The organism is Klenkia sp. PcliD-1-E (assembly GCF_024124375.1).
Lineage (GTDB): Bacteria > Actinomycetota > Actinomycetes > Mycobacteriales > Geodermatophilaceae > Klenkia.
Genome location: NZ_JAMXRZ010000227.1, coordinates 1 through 2,512, shown reverse-complemented (window position 1 = coordinate 2,512; position 2,512 = coordinate 1). Strand labels below are relative to the sequence as shown.

The 2,512-nt window shown below is 77.7% G+C and carries 4 protein-coding genes; 2 read left to right on the top strand and 2 right to left on the bottom strand.

All coding sequences use genetic code 11. The features are described 5' to 3' along the window. The first annotated feature begins 377 nt into the window (after positions 1-377). Complete coding sequence (locus tag NH342_RS22700; RefSeq protein ID WP_253018592.1) at positions 378-1,196, top strand: hypothetical protein; 819 nt, start codon at positions 378-380, stop codon at positions 1,194-1,196. A gap of 13 nt (positions 1,197-1,209) precedes the next feature. Here NH342_RS22700 and NH342_RS24445 read toward each other — a convergent pair whose 3' ends face one another. Beyond that, positions 1,210-1,629, bottom strand: a complete 420-nt coding sequence (locus NH342_RS24445; protein WP_253018590.1) for a DUF2795 domain-containing protein — start codon at positions 1,627-1,629, stop codon at positions 1,210-1,212. Beyond that, entirely contained in the window at positions 1,626-1,835 is a 210-nt protein-coding gene (locus tag NH342_RS22690; RefSeq protein ID WP_253018588.1) for a DUF2945 domain-containing protein, read from the bottom strand. The genes NH342_RS24445 and NH342_RS22690 overlap by 4 nt, the downstream gene beginning before the upstream one ends. 292 nt (positions 1,836-2,127) lie before the next feature. On the opposite strand from NH342_RS22690, the gene NH342_RS22685 reads away from it, so the two are divergent. Then, positions 2,128-2,512: siderophore-interacting protein (locus tag NH342_RS22685; protein ID WP_253018586.1), on the top strand; the 385-nt coding region annotated here is incomplete at its 3' end.

The window sequence follows — 2,512 nt, the reverse complement described above, 5'->3', positions numbered from 1 at the left end:
CGCCGGCCCCCGGTGCCGGGCGCGGCCGTGGCCCGCGAGCGGGCCAGCAGGGCCTCGACCGTCAGCTGGGAGTCGGTGGCGGCGCCGCGGGCGCGCGGGGGGGCACCGGAGCCGCGGGGACCACCGTCGGCCCCCCCGTGCCTGTCCTGCTCCGCCACCGGTTCCACACCCCGTTGTCGTGGTCGACGCCGGTCGACGCTGCGTCGACGGCGCGGTCCGCCCCGGCGCCGCCGGCGGCGCCGTCGGTACAGACTACGGGCTGAACGACACCGATGTGATTCACACGCCGTGGTCGACCTGTCGACCCGGTGTCACCGCGAGGCCTGTCGTGGTCGCCGCGATGGCCCCGGCGGCCGGTGCTGCGTACCGTCCGGCCGGTGAGGTTGCCGCAGCTGCCCGGCCCGTCGGACCTGATCGGAGCGGCCGAGGGCCTGCGCGACCTGGTCACCGAGTCCCTCGCCCTGGTACCCCGCGTCGTGGCCGCCGTGGGCGAGGTCGAGCAGCTGCTGGGCCGGGTCGCCCGGGTGCTGGACCGCGTCGAGACCGTCGTGGGGCGCGTCGACGCCGTCGTGGACCGGGCCGGGACCGTGGTCGCCGACGCATCGGGGACCAGGGAGCGGGCGGAGGTGCTCATCCGCGGCGCCGAGGCGACCCGGGCCTCCGCCGACGGGGCCGTCGCCGGCGCCGAGGGCACGCTGCGCGCGGCCGATGCCCTGGTGGCCGAGGCCCGCGCCACCCGGCAGGGTGCCGACGACCTGGTCAGCGGCGCCCGGTCGACCCGGGACGGCGCCGACACCCTCGTCGCCGAGGCCCGGGCCACCCGGGAGCGGGCCGACGCCCTGGTCGGGTCGGCCGGCGGCCTGCTGGACCGCACCGGCCCGTTGCTGGCCTCCTACGAACCGGCCCTCACCCAGCTGGCGCCGCTGCTGCAGCGGTTCGCCGACGACCTGGACCCCGCCGAGGTCGAGGCGCTGGTGCGCCTGGTGGACCGGCTGCCCGTGCTCGTCACCCACCTGGACGAGGACGTCCTCCCGGTGCTGGCGTCGCTGGACAACGTCGCACCCGACGTCCGCGCCCTGCTGGACACCGTGCAGGACCTGCGCGAGCTGGCCAAGGGGTTCCCCGGCTCCAAGCTGTTCCGCCGCCGCGGCGCGGAGGAGATCGCCGAGGAGGAGGCCGGGGGCCGACGACGCTGACCCCCGGCCCCGCTCAGTCCTCCGTGGGGTGCCCCAGCGCCCGGACGACCTCGCCGACCCGGTCGTAGCTGCGGGTCGGCTCCAGCCGGGCCAGCTCGTCGGCGACGGCGTCGGGGGCGCGGTGGTCGCGGGCGGCCTCGACCAGGTCGGCACCGGTGGCCGGGAAGTCGGCCCGGTCCAGCCAGCGGGCGAGCTCGGCGCGCAGCTGCACGGTGGCCTCGTCGATCCCGGACGGCGTGCCGCCGGTGAGCGTGCCGTCGGGGGCGAGGTCGACGTCGGGCTGGTCCTCGCCGCTCGGCTCGACCTCCCGCGACTCCTCGGTCCGCCCGCTGTGCCCGGTGCGGGTGATCGCCTCGGTCTCCGCCGCGAGCGCGTCGTCCACCCGGGCGCCGTGGGTGCCCGCGGTCTGCCGGTCCTCGCCGGGGCCGGTCACTGCTTCTCCAGGGCGTCGGGCTTGTGCACGGCCTTCTTGCCGGACTTGTCGCTCTTCACCTCGTACTGCGGGTCGTCGTCGCTGGCCTTGACCGTGCGGCCGGCCGCCTTCGTGTCGTCGGTGATCTTGCGGGTGACGGTGCCCTCGGTCTCGGTGCCGTGGGTCTTCCAGGTGACGTCGTCACCCTTCTCCAGGTCGTCGGCCACGGTGGTCCTCCTGCGCTCGGTCGGGATGTCGGGGTCCCCTTCCCGCCGCCGGGGGATAGCACACCTGCCGGGTGCGACCGGTCCGCCGGTCCCCCGTCGGGGTGAGACCGGCGGCGGACGGAGCCGCAGCACGCCGGTGCTCACGTAGCGTGGTCGTCGGTCAGGTCGCTCCGCCGTCGGCCGCCTCAGCGGTCACGGAAGGTGAGCACCCGGCCCGCGAGCGCCGGCCCGGTCGGTCCCCTCCCCCGGGACCGGCCGGGTCGGCCCGCTGCGGCGCCTAGGCTGGCCGGTCGTGACCGACCCGACCGGCGCCCGCCCCGTCGACGTGCTGACCGTCCTGGCCTCCGCACCGGTCACGCCGTCCGTCGTCCGGGTCACCCTCCGCGGTGCCCCCGAGGTGGTGGCGGCGGCGCAGCCCACGCTCGCCGTGCTGGTGCCGCGGGTCGGGGACCGCGACCCGGTGTGGCCGACCGTGGCCCGCGACGGCCGCATCGTGTGGCCCCAGGGCAGCCACGGGGTCAGCCTCCGCAGCTACACGGCACGCCGGCAGGACCCGGCCACCGGCGAGGTCGACGTCGACTTCGTGCGGCACGGCGACGGGCCCGCCGCCGCCTGGGCCGCCGCGGCCGCGCCGGGCGACGTCCTCGGGCTGGCCAGCACCGCCCCCCTGGGCGCCC